Source organism: Arsukibacterium indicum, assembly GCF_019100565.1.
GTDB lineage: Bacteria > Pseudomonadota > Gammaproteobacteria > Enterobacterales > Alteromonadaceae > Alishewanella > Alishewanella indicum.
Window position 1 is genome coordinate 329,299 of sequence record NZ_JAHRID010000001.1, and the last position, 15,945, is coordinate 345,243.

The 15,945-nt window shown below is 47.0% G+C and carries 13 protein-coding genes; all 13 read right to left on the reverse strand.

All coding sequences use genetic code 11. The features are described 5' to 3' along the window. Nucleotides 1–49: 49 nt before the first annotated feature. The 13 genes from KQY15_RS01490 to KQY15_RS01550 all read right to left on the reverse strand — a co-directional run bounded on the left by KQY15_RS01490 (nt 50) and on the right by KQY15_RS01550 (nt 15,903). Nucleotides 50–2,161, reverse strand: a complete 2,112-nt coding sequence (locus KQY15_RS01490; RefSeq protein WP_217666620.1) for a YjbH domain-containing protein — start codon at nt 2,159–2,161, stop codon at nt 50–52. Further along, complete coding sequence (locus KQY15_RS01495) at nt 2,161–2,916, reverse strand: capsule biosynthesis GfcC family protein (RefSeq protein ID WP_217666621.1); 756 nt, start codon at nt 2,914–2,916, stop codon at nt 2,161–2,163. Before KQY15_RS01495 ends, KQY15_RS01490 begins: the two co-directional genes overlap by 1 nt. Then, a complete protein-coding gene (locus KQY15_RS01500; protein WP_217666622.1) occupies nt 2,913–3,608 on the reverse strand; it encodes a YjbF family lipoprotein in 696 nt (231 codons plus the stop codon). Before KQY15_RS01500 ends, KQY15_RS01495 begins: the two co-directional genes overlap by 4 nt. Before the next feature lie 123 nt (nt 3,609–3,731). Beyond that, nucleotides 3,732–4,109, reverse strand: coding sequence for a hypothetical protein (locus KQY15_RS01505; protein ID WP_217666623.1), 378 nt, complete (start codon nt 4,107–4,109; stop codon nt 3,732–3,734). A 94-nt stretch (nt 4,110–4,203) separates the two neighbouring features. Then, complete coding sequence (locus KQY15_RS01510) at nt 4,204–6,180, reverse strand: polysaccharide biosynthesis protein (protein ID WP_217666624.1); 1,977 nt, start codon at nt 6,178–6,180, stop codon at nt 4,204–4,206. 105 nt (nt 6,181–6,285) lie between these two features. After that, entirely contained in the window at nt 6,286–7,197 is a 912-nt protein-coding gene (gene galU, locus KQY15_RS01515; RefSeq protein WP_217666625.1) for a UTP--glucose-1-phosphate uridylyltransferase GalU, read from the reverse strand. A gap of 92 nt (nt 7,198–7,289) precedes the next feature. Beyond that, entirely contained in the window at nt 7,290–8,459 is a 1,170-nt protein-coding gene (locus KQY15_RS01520) for a nucleotide sugar dehydrogenase (protein WP_217666626.1), read from the reverse strand. Nucleotides 8,460–8,702: 243 nt separating this feature from the next. Beyond that, nucleotides 8,703–9,293, reverse strand: a complete 591-nt coding sequence (gene cysC, locus KQY15_RS01525; RefSeq protein ID WP_217666627.1) for an adenylyl-sulfate kinase — start codon at nt 9,291–9,293, stop codon at nt 8,703–8,705. A gap of 58 nt (nt 9,294–9,351) precedes the next feature. Continuing rightward, complete coding sequence (locus tag KQY15_RS01530) at nt 9,352–11,079, reverse strand: SLC13 family permease (protein WP_217666628.1); 1,728 nt, start codon at nt 11,077–11,079, stop codon at nt 9,352–9,354. Then, nucleotides 11,076–12,497, reverse strand: a complete 1,422-nt coding sequence (gene cysN, locus KQY15_RS01535) for a sulfate adenylyltransferase subunit CysN (protein WP_217666629.1) — start codon at nt 12,495–12,497, stop codon at nt 11,076–11,078. The genes KQY15_RS01530 and cysN overlap by 4 nt, the downstream gene beginning before the upstream one ends. 14 nt (nt 12,498–12,511) lie before the next feature. After that, nucleotides 12,512–13,444 (reverse strand): sulfate adenylyltransferase subunit CysD, encoded by a 933-nt coding sequence (gene cysD / locus KQY15_RS01540; RefSeq protein WP_217667632.1) that lies wholly within the window; start codon nt 13,442–13,444, stop codon nt 12,512–12,514. 225 nt (nt 13,445–13,669) lie between these two features. Next, nucleotides 13,670–14,830, reverse strand: coding sequence for a polysaccharide pyruvyl transferase family protein (locus KQY15_RS01545; RefSeq protein ID WP_302850287.1), 1,161 nt, complete (start codon nt 14,828–14,830; stop codon nt 13,670–13,672). Beyond that, entirely contained in the window at nt 14,827–15,903 is a 1,077-nt protein-coding gene (locus tag KQY15_RS01550; RefSeq protein ID WP_217666631.1) for a nitroreductase family protein, read from the reverse strand. The genes KQY15_RS01545 and KQY15_RS01550 overlap by 4 nt, the downstream gene beginning before the upstream one ends. Nucleotides 15,904–15,945: the final 42 nt, after the last annotated feature.

Here is a 15,945-nt window from a genome sequence, read left to right on the forward strand (position 1 = left end):
TAATATCGTATTCATTAACCGCTACGGTCAGGCGCAAATCATTAGCTATTTAATCCTGAAACGGTGACCGTGCTTCGGTTGAATTATATAGCAGATTTGGCCGGTTCAATGCCTGGCCACCGTCACGGGAAATTGGGATCCAGGGTAATTTACCCCGACCAATCGCCGGTTTTAGCGAGAATAAATCAAAGGGTATCGAAACATAGAACCCTTTGGTAAAACTGCCTTCACCATAATCGGAAGATGATGCATCAGTAAAGGCAGCATAGGCGCCAACCACTATTCCACTGTCAAAGCGCTTGGCAAAATCAATATTTACACCGATGTCTTTGGCCAGAAACCGGCCAACGTTAAAGGTTAGCAAGGTATCTTCCAGAAACTCCGGTTGCCAGTAAATATTGGCATGACCGGTCAATACCTTATAATCAAAAAAGTCGTAGTCATTCTCATATGAGCGCTGTTGCACGTAGTTGATATCAAAGCCAAATGCCAGATTAGAGTCAACCGGCCGGTAGAGCAATTCGCCACCAACACCACCAAACATGGTTTCCAGATAGCCACCATAGATTTGACCATAAACATTTGGAGCTATCCGATCTTGCCAGTGGCCAAACAGGTTTTCCAACTGCACCCTATTGCGTGTTACATACTCGCGCACGTACGTCCGCACACGAGGTAAGGCCGTATCAAAGGCATCAACTTTAAAATTAAATTTATCAAAGTTTTCAAACAGCGTAACTTTAGCAGCCCCCTGCATTGACGTAGTACGATTAAAATTGTAGCCAGCAGTAAGTATTACTCCGGCCTGATACATATAGAATGATTCCGGACTACCAAAGGTCTGGATCCAGAAAGTTTCCATACCGGTGCCAAACCCTGAAACCTTACCCGGGTTATAATCGCTTAGCGTTTCAGCGGCCGGGTCGCGGCGCAAATAAGTCGAGCGTATGTCATACTCAAACCCCTGATAGCTTGCATTTTCAATAAACGATGACGCATCAATTACTGTCTCCACCATTGGTATCTGCCCGCTGAAATTGACTATCCGGTAACGCTTGATGGATGCAGGTAACACTGAGGCCAGAATCCGTCCCATCCGCTCATTAGCAACTTCATAATCGCGGTAGGCGTACTGATTGCCGAAAAGAACTATTTCATCCTCAGTGATCTTTGAACGACGCACCATGAAACCAGCTTCATGAAATAAGTCCTGAACCAGCTTTGCCCTGTTCACCTCATCAAACTCAAAAGTATTAGGTTCAGCGCTAACAGGGCGTGGCGGCTGTTCAATTTTAATCTGGCGGATATCATGCATATTCAACGCATAACTAACCCCAAAACCTACTGTATTGCCACGTTGATAACTCAGATTAAAGTCTGCATTACCCCAGTTATATACCGCGCCAATGTTCCAACGGCTGTCCTGGACTAACGCCCCGGCTCTATCCTGCGAATAATCATTACCTTCATACTCAAGTTTTATTTTCAGCGGCTGCCAGGGAGTCTGGTATTCTAATCCGCCAAATAATGAGGCTGGGCCTTTAAAAAAACGTTGGTAATCAATCATACCGCCCAAGCCACTAAAACCACCGGGCCGGTTGCAAAAACTGTCTCGAAGCTCACAGAATGGGTTAACTGTGTTGCCTGCAGTACCTAAATAGCCCCAGCCCATGCCAAGATGAAAATCGAGATCGCCCCAGCGCTTACTCAGCGCAACATATTCACTGGTAAAAAATCCGGTGCCGCCAAAATCATTAAAGCCAATTGCCAACTGAGGCAGGTAGCGGCTCTCTTCCAATAAACGGAATTTAACATCGATACCTTTGTCTTTAAGCGTCTGATCGCCGCTAAAGCCCGGCGAATCACTATAGAGCCGGGTTCTGACATCGGTATAGCGAACGGTAGACTCCAGCCACGGGTAAAGCTGAATACTGACCGACCAGAAGCGGTACTCTTCATTGTCGGTGTAATTCATTGACAGATTACCCGCTGGGGCCATTCTGGCAGTCGGCGTCTGCAACAAGCCTGTGCCGCCCCTTACTGCCTGCGAGTATCCGGCTGGCTGCTGTTGAAATGTAGTACTGGCGGTTGCACTCGAGGTCAGCAATACCAGTAGCACGGTTGCAGCACGTTGAAACAGATTATCCAAAACACACTTCATTAAAGCACCCTGTGTCTGGCAAGCTCGATTACTGCCTGATTAATTTCAACAAACTCATCACCAAAAAAACGGGTATCAAAGGGCACAAATAATTGCGCGCCGGGCATCAACTCAAGATGTTGCTGATTCCAGCTGGCTATTCCTGCTTTTATCACCTCACCATCAGGTTGCAATACAAATAACCAGTCATAGTTGCTGCCAGCTAACCGCCGCAGCTGCCCGGCATAGATCGAAACTGACGCATTACCATAGTGGGTAATCCGCTCAGCCCGGGCTAAGCCAAACACCGTTATATGTGGCGGTCTTTCTGTTAAGCTCAGTAAATACTGACCGGGCTCAAACAGAGGATTAGCTGCTGGCTTTAAGCGGGCAAGATCATAATCGATTGCTATCATTATCCGCTCTGCAAGTTGCCACTGCTGCAGCTGAAACGTGAGCTGCTCGATGGTATTCTGATAATGGCTATCCTGTTGCCATTTGCCTTTTAACGCAGCCAGGCGTTGAATGATCTGCTCGCGCAACTGCTCCGCTCTCATCGTGTCCAGCCGGTACAGTCTGCTTGCCGGCCAGAACCAATCGTCTGTAAATGCCACAGGCTGTAACACCTCCGCCAGCCGCGGTGGCTTTTGATACAGATAGCTCTGGCCTTTTATCTGCACGCTAACTACCGCCTCAGCAGCACAAAGCTTAATGCTGAATCCCAAAACGCTTATCAGTAACAAAACTAATCCACCACGCATGCAGGCCGCAATCATAAACGCCCCTCCTTCAGTGCACGGTTAATCCGACTGATATATGTCATTAGCATTGGCTCTGCTTGGGGAGATAATTGTTGCTGGCTTTGCAACAGCATGCCGCTGACACTGTCAAACCAATAAGTATTACGCCAGCTTGTTTCTGCGCCGACAAAATTTGCCTGATTTGGATAGTCCAGATACTCTTCATACACCAGCGTACTGATGGTCTTGCCAAAATATTGTAAATCCTGCTGACCAACTGCTTTAAACTCCGAGCGGATTTGATAACCATATTCGCCCTGCCGCCAATCGGCCAGCCGCAACCAATCGGCCCGAAATAGCTCTGCCGGCAACCGCTTTAACGGATCGGCCCCCCGGTTAGTCAGATTCAGCAGGTCATTTTGCAGGCCAGCAGTGCGAACAACCCGTCCCTGCTCGATAACCATAACCACCTGATCAGCTGAAATCCACTTCTGCTGTCCCTGTTCAATAAAAGCCAGCGCCAGCACAACCTGTGGCCGCTCACCATGGCTTAGATACAATAAATCTGAGCTGGCAGCATTAACTTGATCCAGTGTTAGTTGGGCGCCAACCTGCGGGCTAAATGCATAACTTAGGGTATCAATATACGCCCGGTAAGTACCGGCACAGCCCGTTAACAGAATTACACTCAGTACTAGAATAAAATTGCGTATCACGTAAAAATTCATCTGCTTGAAATTCCGCTAAGCATACCGACTAACATCAATAAAATCGCCTGTTTACCTGCATTATTACAATAAAATTTGCAATAAAAAAGCCGCCTGCTGGCGGCCTTTTCACAGACTTACTATTTACTGAGCTGAGGGCGCGTAAGTAAACGTCACAGGCACAGCAATAGTGGTGGTGTTAGTACCAGTACCAGTGCCGGTAACAGTTACAGTAGTAGTGGTACCAATACACTCGCCATCTACCAATGGATCGTCACCTTCACAGCTCAGTGGTGGTGGCGGTGGTGGTGGTGGTGGTTGGATTGGTAACGAAGTACCACTGTTATTAGAAATAATAGCAGCGGCAACGGCCACTCCAACAGCACCAGCAGCGATTGTCTCAACAGCAACACCACCAATGGTGTTACCAGTTGCGTTGGCACCACCGGCCTGGTCTTGCGCTACAACTGCAGTGGCATTAAACGCCAAGGCCACAGCAGCGGCAACAACTAATTTTTTCATAGTCAGTCCCTCAATTAACAAAATAAAATTCCGATATGGCAGCAGCTTAAACTAAAGCCTGACGATACTCAACCGAAATCACCAAAAAAATACATTAAGCAATTTGCTTACGAACTAAGCGCGAAGCCTTGTTAGTAGAGGCTACATTATCAAGAGCTACTGCAGCAATCTGACTGGCATTTGCCACATCACAAGCAGCTCTGACAACTAAATCACTGGTCGCGCAACTATAGTTAAACTCAGTAGGTGCACTTCTGATTAACTCAATAATCTGCTCTACTGCAAACTCCTCACACGCCTGATCAAGCCTTGCCAGTAGATGCGCCATTTCCGGCCAGCTTAAAAATACTTCGTCAGCCGCCATAATCCGGCTGTGATCGGTTTGCCGGACATTTTTACCAATTAGCAGTTCCTCATACAGCTTCTCACCCGGGCGCAGGCCACTATACTGAATTTCAATATCACCATTGGGGTGGATGTCATCTTTCACCTCCAGGCCCATCAGGTGAATCATCCGCCTTGCTAAATCTGCTATTTTTACCGGTTCGCCCATATCCAGCACAAAAACATCACCACCTTTGCCCATGGCACCGGCCTGAATAACCAGCTGCGCAGCTTCCGGTATCGTCATAAAGTAGCGGATAATATCTTTATGGGTTACCGTTAACGGGCCACCCTTACGAATTTGCTCACGAAACAGCGGCACTACAGAGCCACTGGAACCGAGCACATTGCCAAAGCGTACCATACAAAACCGGGTTGTATTCTGATGTTCAGCTAATGCCTGTAACACCAGTTCAGCCAACCGCTTAGACGCTCCCATCACGTTGGTTGGCCGTACCGCTTTATCAGTTGAAATCAGCACAAAAGTATCAACATTGGCCTTAATCGCCGCTTCTGCCGTATACCAGGTGCCAAAAACATTGTTACGTACCCCTTCCACCACGTTGTATTCAACTAAAGGCACGTGTTTGTATGCCGCAGCGTGGTATACAGTATTCACTGAAAACGTACGCATAACCGTTTCCAGCCGGTTTTGCCGCTGCACAGTACCCATAACAGGAACCAGCTCTACCTCCAGCTCATCACGACTTATCAGCGACGTCAGCTCCTGCTCAATGTTATACAAAGCAAACTCAGATAACTCAAATAACACCAGCATTTTAGGCTCATAGCGGATTATCTGCCGGCAAAGCTCAGAGCCAATAGAACCGCCGGCTCCGGTGACCATCACCACTTTGTCTTTAATGTCAGCGTTCATTAATTTGCTTTTTGGTGCAACAGAGTCCCGACCAAGTAAATCTTCTATCTTCACATCCTGCAGCTCATCAATCCGCATTGTGCCATCAACCAAATCGCTCATACCAGGGATCGACTGCACCGGAATTGGCAACTCGTCTAATGCATCAAGCACCTCACGCCGCCGTGCCCGGCTGGCAGATGGCAATGCCAGTAAAACCCTGCTGATATTTTTACTTTTTATTAAAGCAGTAATCTGAGATGGTGAGCCAACCGGGATACCGAGAATAGTCGAACGCTGCAACGTTGTATCATCATCGATAAACATCACCGGATGAAATTGCTCGCCATTTAACAAGGCATGTGCTAACTGACGTCCAGAAGAACCGGCACCGTAGATAAGCACCCTGGTTTTATGATTATTATTACGCTGAACCAAAAACATTCTGGCAAGCAGCCTTACCCCACCAGAACTAACCAAAGCAAGCATCGCATAGACAAATATCAGATTGCCTTTATCTTCAACCCCCAGCACTGCGAAAGCCAGCGCCAGCACAAAAGCACTGGAGACGATACCGGTAAGTACTGCGCCTAAGGCGTGCTGGCCAATATAACGAATTACCGCCCGATACAGGCCAAGCTTAATAAAAATAAATAAGGTCACCGGCAGGGCGACGGCAAATGACAGAGCTATATCAGCAACACTGCTTACACTGCCATTCTGGGTAAGAAAAAATGCAGCTACTAAAGCCAGAACCAGGAAACAAATATCGACACAAACAGAAATCAGTCGTTTTACAGAGCGAGGTAGCGCAAGTAACCATGCTAGCATTTTACACTCCCAACCAAAGGCGGCACTGCAATTACCCCACCGTAAATAATTAAAATTGAATATAACATTAGCAGCAAATCTCTTTTTGTTACAGGCGGTTTATCATCAACAAATGGGCTCTTCACCATCCAACACAATTTGTCGCAACCAGCTTTTGAACTCAGAACCAAGGCTGCCATCCCGCATACCATATTCAACAAACGCCTGCATATACCCCAATTTATTGCCGCAGTCGTGGCTACGCCCAATAATATGATAAGCGTTTACAGGCTGGGACTTCATCATGATGGCAATTGCATCGGTCAATTGAATTTCGTCACCTGCACCGGTCGGTGTATAACGTAGTGCCTGCCAGATATCAGGCGTAAACACATACCTGCCCACTACTGCCAGATTTGACGGCGCGTCTTCCCTGGAAGGTTTTTCAACAATTGCCGTCATATTAATAGACTCACCCGCCTCCATGGTGTGCCCTTCGACATCAGCGACACCATAGCTACTGACACTTTGCATTGGCACCGGCTCGACCATTACCTGACTGACATTTGTCGCTGCAAACAACTTATTCATTTGCGCCAGATTATCCCGGCTTAAGTCACTTTCATAGCTGTCAATCAACACATCTGGCAGCAAAACGGCAAAGGGTACATCACCTATCAATGGCCTGGCACACAGCACAGCATGGCCAAGGCCTTTTGCCTCGCCCTGCCGCACATGCATAATTGTTACATCTTTCGGGCATATGCCTTGTACTTCATCAAGCAGCTGACGTTTTACCCGTTTTTCCAGCATTGATTCAAGTTCAAAGCTTTTATCAAAGTGATTTTCTATACTGTTTTTGGAGGAATGAGTTACCAGCACAATTTCTTTAATGCCGGCATCTATACACTCCTGCACAACATACTGGATAAGCGGCTTATCAACCACCGGTAACATTTCTTTCGGTATTGCCTTAGTAGCAGGCAGCATTCTGGTGCCCAGCCCAGCTACAGGTATTACCGCTTTAGTTACTTTCATTAACACTCCAAACGTAAGTATTGGATGCTGAGTTGTATGTTATGAATGTTGAGTTTTGGATTCACAACTCACCACTAACAACTAAACACTATTCAGTCACTTCCAAATAAATCCCGGGTATAAACTTTTTCAAGCACATCAGCCAATGCTTCACTATGCCGGTTAGCAACAATTACATCAGAAATCTTTTTAAATTCTGTTAAATCTTGTATTACCCGGCTGTGGTAAAACTCTGAAGCTTTTAATTCTGGTTCATACACCACCACTTCAATTCCTTTGGCTTTAATCCGCTTCATAATGCCTTGAATTGCCGATGCCCGGAAATTATCCGACCCGGCTTTCATAACCAGTCGGTATACGCCTACAACTTCAGGTTTGCGTTTTAAAATAGCTTCTGCAATAAAGTCCTTCCGGGTACGATTTGCTTCAACCACTGCCTGAATCATGTTATTTGGCACATCTTTATAATTGGCCAGTAATTGTTTGGTATCTTTCGGTAAACAATAACCACCGTAGCCAAAACTAGGGTTGTTGTAGTGATTGCCAATCCGGGGATCCAGCCCTACCCCCTCAATAATCTGCCGGCTATCTAAACCATGGCTTTCAGCATAACTGTCTAGTTCATTAAAATAAGCTACCCGCATTGCCAGATAAGTATTAGAAAATAACTTTATGGCTTCCGCTTCAGTACTGTCAGTAAACAGCACCGGTATATTCTGTTTTACCGCACCCTGCAGTAACAATCCGGCAAATTGTGCGGCCCGCTCGCTGCGCTCACCAACAATGATCCGGCTTGGATGCAGGTTATCAAATAACGCCCGGCCCTCGCGCAAAAACTCCGGTGAAAAAATCAGGTTCGCCCCTGCAAACTTACTGCGGGCACTTGCAGTATAACCCACCGGTACTGTTGATTTTATTACCATAACCGCTGCAGGGTTTATCGCCATCACATCGGCAATAACTGCTTCTACACTTTTGGTATTAAAATAATTTGTCTCGGGATCATAATCAGTAGGCGTAGCTATTATCACAAAATCAGCATCGGCATAGGCCTGTTGTTTATCTAGGGTAGCCGTAAATTGCAGTTGTTTATTGGCCAGAAAATCCGAGATTTCTTTATCTTCAATTGGCGATTTTTTAGCATTAAGCAATGCCACTTTTTCAGGCACAATATCAATAGCCGTTACCACATTATGCTGCGCCAGCAGCATCGCATTAGAAAGACCTACATAGCCGGTGCCGGCAACAGCGATTTTTAACATTGTTATCAATGTCCTTATTCCTATAAGCCACCACACCCTAAGCCTGGCAGTGGCTGCGAATTCTACATGTACCGAATTAAATTAGCCGACAATAATACCATTTTTACAAATTACAGGAAACGAATTATGCGACCAACATCTCGCCAGCCTTTGCCATGCTTATAATTTAGGTGTTTTACAGCACTGGCCTGAACTGATGCTTAATCAGAACGGAGTGGCTCAGCGTAGGTTTAAAGCATTATGCTAAATTACTTTGTGCTGAGTTAAAAAATTGACAACCTGTCTGGCCGCCTGCTCTATTGTCAGATCAGCAGTTTGCAGGTGAATGTCTGGTGAGGCGGGCGCCTCATAAGGTGAGCTGATACCGGTAAAATTGGCTATATCACCCGCGCGGGCCTTTTTATACAGGCCTTTAGGGTCACGTTGTTCGCATATAGCAAGTGGCGTATCAACAAAAACTTCAATAAAGGCCTCTCCTGCCAGGGCTTTAGCCTGAGCGCGGTCGGCAATAAAGGGCGAAATAAAGGCAGTACCGACGATTAAGCCGGCATCCAGCATTAAGCGGCTTACTTCAGTTATGCGGCGGATATTTTCAACCCGCGATGCATCGTCAAAAGCTAGATCGTTATTCAGGCCGTGCCGGATATTGTCACCGTCCAGCAGATAGGTATGACAGCCCAAATCAAATAACAGCCGGTCTACCGCATTGGCAATAGTCGACTTACCCGAGCCTGACAAACCGGTATACCACAATAAACAAGGCTTATGGCCATTGCGGCCCTGCCGCTCTTTATGCGTTACTGCGGCATTATGCCAGACGATATTTTTTGTCATTGTAACTGTCTCTAATTATCAGTCAGGATTGCAAATATTATTAAATATGGAAACAGTATTAAAATGGAAACACTAGCGGTATCAGCAACACGCTTAGTACCACATAGGTCAGGGCAACCGGCCCCCCCACCATTAAAAAGTGCTTAAGTTTATAGCTGCTGGCGTTAAATACCATCAGGTTTGTCTGATAACCATAGGGTGTAACAAAACTGGCCGATGCAGCAAACGCCACGCCCATTACCATTGGCATTATATCCACGCCCATACCTTTGGCCAGGCTGTAAGCCACCGGAAACATTAATGCTGCGGCGGCATTGTTGGTTATCACTTCAGTAAGTAAATAAGTCAGCAAGAAAATACCAATAAAGGTCACCATTGGTGCCTGGCCTGCTAAGGCGCTACCGGCAAAGTCGCTGATATCCTGCGCCAGGCCGGTATGGGTCATGGCACTGGCGATACAAAGCGCGCTGGTTACAATCAGCCATATCTCAACCGGAAAGCGCCGTTTAATTTCATTAATCGTCAGGCAACCGGTAAACAGCAGCGCTGCCAGTAAATATATCGCAGCCAGCAGCAATGATGTGCCTGTCAGCACGGTACCGGCAATCATCGCCACAAAGCCCCACCAGGTTAAGCGCTCGCGCCAACCGCTTAACATATGCTCGGGTTCGATACCGGATAACAAGTAAAAGTTTTTACTGATATTATGCCGGCTGGCAAAATCAGGGCCGGTTGCCAGCAATAAAAAATCACCGGCTTTTAATTCAATTTCGCCTAATTTGCCATTCACCCGCTCACCTTCGCGCCTTACAGCCACCACGGCGGCATCAAACCGGGCCCGAAAGCCGGTGCTTTTCAGGGTCTTGCCTTTTAATACTGACTCTTCTTTAATAATCACTTCAGTCAGGTTCTGGGTGGCCAGGCCATTTTCATCAGCAAATAAACTGATACCGGCAAACTGTTTCAGCACGTTCACCTTATGCACATTGCCGGTAAAAATCAGCTTATCACCGGCTTTTAATACATCATAGCGTGCCACAGGGCGGATCACTTCGCGCTCCCGAATAATTTCGGTTAAAAACAATTCATCTAAATGGCGCAAACCGGCCTGCTCGACACTCTGGCCAATTAACGGTGAATCAACATTAAGTTTGGCTTCCAGCAAGTATTCGGTTATCTCAACGTCCTGGTTTTTCTCATCGGGCAGTAAATAGCTCATAATAAACAGCACCAGACTACCTCCGGCCAGCACGCCCAAACCTATCAGGGTAAAATCGAAAAAGGCAAAGCCCAGTTCGCCGGCTTCTACCAGCATGGAATTTACAATCAGATTAGTTGAGGTACCAATTAAAGTCAGGGTACCGCCCATAATGGCGGCGTAAGACAACGGAATAAGCAATTTGGTGGGGGCCACTTTTTTATTGGCCCGTACGGCATTAAGCATTGCTGCCACCACGGCAGTGTTATTTAATACCGATGAAGCCAGTGCCGAAAAACCGATTGTGCGCCAGATAGAGCCCGGCACCGAGCGGGTAAATAAAAAACGGGATAAGCGCCTTAGGAGACTGGTTTTCTCCAGCGAAAACGAAATAAGTACCAGCAGTACCAGCGTGGCCAGGCCGGGGTTTGCCGCATTGCGCAGCAATACCCCGGTATCAATAAAGCCCAGCGTCAGCAACGCCAGCAACATAGCGGCAAAAATGCCGGTCGAATATGCTGAATAGCGGATAAGTGCTGCCACCAGCAGCACTAACATGACTACCAGCGCAATGGCCGTCAGGCTCATTTACGGCCTTTTTGCGACATTTCCGGAAAATGCTTACGCAGCAGCTGAATAAACTCCAGCTCAAAACTGCTTAAACCGGTTATTTCCTGCTCTGCCTGAGGTTCAGGTTGTACTGCCAGTGCCGCGTCCACCATACCGGCTGCCACCGTCAGGTTAGTTAAGCGGTCAATAACTATAAAAGCGCCGGTTTGCTTATTTTTTAAGTAAGCGTCAAATGCCACCGCTTCGGTCAGGTTAATATCAACCAGGCCAATTTCATTTAACCCCAGGTTTTGGGCATCACGCTCTTCCAGAGTATTAACATCTATCCGGTGATGCAACTTGGCCACTTCGCCGCTAACCAGTTTGCAGGCAAACTTAAAGTAGTAGTCGCGCTCGGTTTTCATTGGCTGCTCATGCATCCAGATTAACTTGGCACGCAGCCTTGATGACACATGCGCCAGCACATCTTTTTTCACCAGCATATTGCCGCGACTAATATCAATCTCATCGTTAAGCGTTAACGTCACCGCCTGCGGCGCATGCGCCTCGTTAAGCTCACCATCAAAGGTAACTATCGATTTCACCGTCGAAATGGTGCCGGCCGGTAATACCCTGATGGTATCGCCCACCGCCACACTGCCGGCAGCAATGGTACCGGCAAAACCACGAAAGTCAGAGTTAGGCCGGCTGACCAGCTGCACCGGAAAGCGAAATTCAGGGCTGTCGGCCGAGGCACTGATTTCCATGGTTTCCAGATACTGCATTAACGTAGAACCGCGGAACCAGCTCAGCTTTTCGCTGGGGTTAACCACGTTGTCGCCTTCCAGTGCCGAAATCGGCACAAAACGGATATCCGGTATATCCAGTGAGCCTGCCAGAGTTAAATACTCTTCCTGAATTTCTTTATAGCGCGCTTGTGAATAGTCCACCAAATCCATTTTATTAATGGCCACAATAACGTGCTTAATACCCAGCAAACTGCAGATAAAACTGTGACGCCGGGTTTGAGTTTGCACGCCTTTGCGGGCATCAACCAGAATAATAGCCACATCGCAGGTAGAGGCGCCGGTGGCCATATTGCGGGTGTATTGCTCATGGCCCGGCGTATCGGCAATAATAAATTTACGCTTGTCGGTTGAAAAATACCGGTAGGCGACATCAATGGTAATGCCCTGCTCGCGCTCTGACTGCAGGCCATCGACCAGCAGTGCCAGATCCACTTTATTGCCCTGGGTGCCCGACTTTTTACTGTCTTCAGTAATCGCCGCCAGTTGATCTTCAAAGATCATTTTGCTGTCGTGCAACAGGCGACCAATCAGGGTGCTTTTACCATCGTCAACACTGCCGCAGGTAATAAAGCGCAGCAGCTGTTTATTCTCGTGTTGGTTTAAGTAAGCTAATATATCTTGTTCAATTAAGGCTGAAGCGTGGCTCATGTTATTCTCCGGTACTAGAAGTACCCCTCCATCTTTTTCTTTTCCATCGAGCCACTGCTATCGTGGTCAATTACCCGGCCCTGCCGCTCTGACGTTTTAGTCAGCAGCATTTCCTGAATAATCTCAGGCAAAGTAGCAGCAGTTGATTCGACTGCACCGGTTAACGGGTAGCAGCCCAGAGTACGGAACCGCACCTGCTTCAACATCGGCGTTTCACCTTCTTTTAATGGCATCCGCTCATCATCTACCATAATCAGGGTGCCATCGCGTTCAACCACCGGCCGTTCTTTGGCAAAGTATAAATCGGGAATATCGATATTTTCTAAATAGATATATTGCCAGATATCCAGCTCTGTCCAGTTTGAAAGTGGAAATACCCGGATACTCTCACCTTTATCTACCCGACCGTTAAAGATATTCCACAGCTCCGGCCGCTGGTTTTTCGGGTCCCAGCGATGGTGTTTATCCCGGAATGAATACACCCGTTCTTTCGCCCGTGACTTTTCTTCATCACGGCGGGCGCCACCAAAGGCGGCATCAAACTTATATTTATCCAATGCCTGTTTCAGGCTCTGGGTTTTCATTATATCGGTATGTTTGGCGCTACCATGGCTGAACGGGCCAACATTCATCGCCAGCCCTTCCGGGTTAATATGCACCAGCAGTTCCAGATCATACTTTTTAGGAATGCTATCGCGAAAGGCGATCATTTCCTTAAACTTCCAGGTGGTATCAACATGTAGTAACGGAAACGGAATTTTACCCGGATAAAAAGCCTTGCGGGCCAGATGAAGCAGTACAGATGAATCTTTACCAACCGAGTACAGCATAACCGGGTTATCAAACTCGGCTGCTACTTCGCGGAAAATCTGAATAGACTCATTTTCCAGTGCTTTAAGGTGGGTCATTCCCTTATTTTGTGAAGAATTTTGCACAGAGTTATGCATAGGGTTTTGCAAAGGCGTTTGCATAAATCACTCCTGTTGATTCGTTGCCATAGCTTACAGAAATAGTCATTGCAGTACCAGATATCAGCTAACGATAAACCACCGGCAGTGGCAAATAAAAGCAGCGGTGTAGACGGCTGCAGCGGCGCAAATATACCGCTGAGCTTAGTGGGGGTTCAAGTAATTGTTTGGTATATGATATAGCCAGGCAACGCGAGCTGATAATTAAGCCGGCATAGCCTTTATTACGGTTTGCCAGACCCGCAACCAAAGCGCTTCAGTTTGCTGCTTCCAGTATTGTCGCTGCAATTGCAGCTTTTTATCATCTTTCTCATCAATTAGCCGCATTAACAACGATTCAATGTCATTGGCTGTTGCTTCAGCAGAAATCAGCGCATATGGTTGTAAATAGTCTTCAAATAAACGCTCATATTTATGACTCCAGCTCGTTCCCATGCACGGTACTCCCTGTGATAAGGCACTGACACAACCGTGGAAACGTGAACAGATTACTGCTTTACTGGCACCGATAATACCTTTTACTTTAAGCGGGTCGGCTTCATTCAGGATAGTAATATCATCACCGGCTTGCTGAATTATCTGGTTACAGATAGCTTCATCACCTTTGCCTTCGTGATTTAATAAAACAGGCTCCAAGCCCATTTCACGCACTATTTGTACCGCATCGGTTAATACCCGCAGGTAATTCTGCTGCCAGTCAGCATGCTGGTTGCGACTGCTAATCATATTACTGTTTGGAATGATCAGTACCTTTTGCTGACCATCGCTGTAGTTCTCGGGCACTATACCGGTGACCAGATTGGTAAAATCAGGAAACTGCTTCAGATTCGGCGCATCGCCGATAAGCTTACGTACATGCTGAAAACTGGTTTGTTCGCGGGCACAAATCAGGCTGGCTTGCGGCAACGCACTCTTTAAACGCCTAATGTCCTGCTCACGGCTGAATGGCCCCATCGCCTGTGGCAGTAATACAACATGCTTACCGTGTTTTGCGAAGCGGTTAAGCATTTTTGTCAGTGCTTTTATATTGCCACTGCCCCACTGATCGCCATAGGCAAAACCAGATGCATCAAGCACAAGGTCAACATCTGCCTCGGTAATAATCCCTAAGTTATTGATTAACCAACGTCGTATGCGCCCAGGCAGCCAATAACTCAACACTGTTAAATCCAGAGGGCCTTTTCTTAAAGGCAGCAGCTGCAGGGCACCAACAGCAGCCCGGGATAAATAAGGCGAATTAATATTAGGTGACAACACGGGTATAGCAGCGGGATACTGCTGCTTAATTTGCTGCAGAACTGCATGCAGCATAAGCTCTGCGCCTTTATTAACGAACTGGACGCCTCTTATTTCTATATATTTCATACGACATCTTTAACCAAAATTGAATTGTTTTTTTTCTGAGAAAAGGCAATCCCCCCCTCAGGCTGAGCGTATCCAACTGCCATTAACATTACTGTGCGCTGGTAATAGGCTAAACCCAGCTTTTGAGTCAGCATTTTTTCACGCGCTTCAATATCAGGCCAGTTAATGGGGCAGGTCGACAACCCCAGCGTTTCAAAAGCCAGCATCAGTTGCATTGCCGCCAGAGCTCCATCAATATAAATAACATGGCGGTCACGCTCTGCCGGATAGGCACTTAAATCACCAACAATAGCGATAATACACTGAAAGTTTTCAGCAAAACCAACGGTACCCATGGCGCATTTTGCTATATCAGCGGCTTTATCAGCTTCGTTAATCACATAAAATTGAAAGGGCTGCCTGTTGCATGCAGAAGGCGCCAGTTTAGCGGCGGCAATGGCCTGTTGAATCAAACTTTCTGGCACAGGTTTCGGCTGATACCAACGCACTGATCGCCGTCGCTGAAATAGCGTTAACAGCTGTTGATAATCAACCGGACAGTCAGGCAACGTGTTATGAGGATAGGGAATGCTGTTGGTTACAGCTGCGCTATTAGTAACAGCTGCGTTGCTGCTTTCGCCAAATAAGCGACGGGCATTTTCGATTTCAATGGTCGAGCCGGCCACTTTAAAATAATCAGTCAGTACGTCAGTAGCCCATTTCAGTTCTTCAGCACATAACTGCTGGCTTTTAACCGCAGCAAGATAGCAATCTACCGTTTCACCAATATAGGCTTCTGCGAACACCTCCCGGCGCGGCTGCATTATAAGGCCTTTTTCTAAGCGGTGAATATTACGCCGGAGCAGCGCGCTGCTTTTGCCAATTTGAGTGAGTGACTTAGCGTATGCCAGCCGGCCCTGCAGCACGGCCTTATGCTCCCGCCGGAATTGGTTACTGAAAAAGGTATAGTAAATTGATGCCAGAAAGCCGTTAGTCGAAAATAACCGGATACAAAAAAGTTGGATTTCTGTCAGGTATTGTCTGATTTTCTTACGCCACACTACCGGCAAACAATTTACAAGCCAGGTTTTCATAATATGTTTGCTCTGAAGTTACTGATAGCGCGCAAAATAACA

Excerpts from the sequence above, each read along its gene's own strand:
- KQY15_RS01490 (WP_217666620.1), bottom strand. The coding sequence starts at position 2,161 with ATGAAGTGTGTTTTGGATAATCTGTTTCAACGTGCTGCAACCGTGCTA.
- KQY15_RS01495 (WP_217666621.1), bottom strand. The coding sequence starts at position 2,916 with ATGATTGCGGCCTGCATGCGTGGTGGATTAGTTTTGTTACTGATAAGC.
- KQY15_RS01500 (WP_217666622.1), bottom strand. The coding sequence starts at position 3,608 with ATGAATTTTTACGTGATACGCAATTTTATTCTAGTACTGAGTGTAATT.
- KQY15_RS01505 (WP_217666623.1), bottom strand. The coding sequence starts at position 4,109 with ATGAAAAAATTAGTTGTTGCCGCTGCTGTGGCCTTGGCGTTTAATGCC.
- KQY15_RS01510 (WP_217666624.1), bottom strand. The coding sequence starts at position 6,180 with ATGCTAGCATGGTTACTTGCGCTACCTCGCTCTGTAAAACGACTGATT.
- galU (WP_217666625.1), bottom strand. The coding sequence starts at position 7,197 with ATGAAAGTAACTAAAGCGGTAATACCTGTAGCTGGGCTGGGCACCAGA.
- KQY15_RS01520 (WP_217666626.1), bottom strand. The coding sequence starts at position 8,459 with ATGTTAAAAATCGCTGTTGCCGGCACCGGCTATGTAGGTCTTTCTAAT.
- cysC (WP_217666627.1), bottom strand. The coding sequence starts at position 9,293 with ATGACAAAAAATATCGTCTGGCATAATGCCGCAGTAACGCATAAAGAG.
- KQY15_RS01530 (WP_217666628.1), bottom strand. The coding sequence starts at position 11,079 with ATGAGCCTGACGGCCATTGCGCTGGTAGTCATGTTAGTGCTGCTGGTG.
- cysN (WP_217666629.1), bottom strand. The coding sequence starts at position 12,497 with ATGAGCCACGCTTCAGCCTTAATTGAACAAGATATATTAGCTTACTTA.
- cysD (WP_217667632.1), bottom strand. The coding sequence starts at position 13,444 with ATGCATAACTCTGTGCAAAATTCTTCACAAAATAAGGGAATGACCCAC.
- KQY15_RS01545 (WP_302850287.1), bottom strand. The coding sequence starts at position 14,830 with ATGAAATATATAGAAATAAGAGGCGTCCAGTTCGTTAATAAAGGCGCA.
- KQY15_RS01550 (WP_217666631.1), bottom strand. The coding sequence starts at position 15,903 with ATGAAAACCTGGCTTGTAAATTGTTTGCCGGTAGTGTGGCGTAAGAAA.